The organism is Nonomuraea lactucae (genome assembly GCF_003313395.1).
GTDB lineage: Bacteria > Actinomycetota > Actinomycetes > Streptosporangiales > Streptosporangiaceae > Nonomuraea > Nonomuraea lactucae.
Map to the genome: position 1 here is coordinate 1 of NZ_QNFZ01000382.1, position 838 is coordinate 838.

At 73.4% G+C, this 838-nt stretch carries 1 protein-coding gene; it reads right to left on the bottom strand.

Annotation, left to right across the window (positions count from 1 at the left end; all coding sequences use genetic code 11):
• A partial coding sequence (locus DQW85_RS44725) for a hypothetical protein (RefSeq protein ID WP_205315309.1) occupies window positions 1-588 on the bottom strand: 588 nt, incomplete at its 3' end.
• Window positions 589-838: the final 250 nt, after the last annotated feature.

Consider the following 838-nt stretch of genomic DNA (forward strand, 5'->3'; position numbering starts at 1 on the left):
AGGGTCGGCACGCTGCTCGGGATCGCGGCGCGAGGCGTCGCCGCGCGACGTGTCGGCGTGCGTGGGGTCGGCGTGTGAGGTGTCGGCGTGCGCGGTGCCGCCGTCCGCCCGTCCCCTGTCCGTCGGGCCGTCGTGCGTCGGGCCGTCGTGCGTCGGATCGTCGTGGGTCGTGCCGTCGTGCGTCGCGCCCGGACGGGAGGAGCCCGCGTGCGTGGCGGCCGGGTGCCGCTCTCGGCTGGGCACCGGTACGTACGGCAGGCCGGACCCCCATGGAGCCTCCCCCTTGCGCGCGGTCGCCTCGGGAGCCCGCGGCGGCCTGACCAGTTCCTGCCAGCCGGATCCGCTTCCCGAGGTGCGTCCCGCCGAAGTCGGGAAGGCGGGGGCGCCGGGCGGCGGTGAGGGAATGCCCGATCCGCCGGTAAGCCGCTTTTCCTGATCGAATGCCGGTCCCTTTTCCGATGCCTGCCTGGGAGTTCCGCCGAAGGCGAGGAAAACGCCGAGCCCGGCGATCATGAGCACTCCGGCCGCGCCCGCCACGGGCGCCAGGGCGTCACGGCGACCTGCGCGAATGGACTTAAGGGGGGACAAGTCGTGATTCCTTCGTGATTGTTGCGCGGGCATTCCACTGATGCGGCTAGTGTGGTCCATCACCCGCGGAAGCCGGTGAGCTTTCCCGATACGACCGCAGGGAGCAGCGACACCATGCAGGATCCGACCGAGCCGGATCGCCAGGAGATCCTCGTCGGGCCGGGCGACGAGCCCAGGCCGGCCGGACAGGGGCGCAGGCGCGGCAAGGCCGCCGTCATCGCCGCGGCGGCGCTCGCCGCCCTGCTCGGGG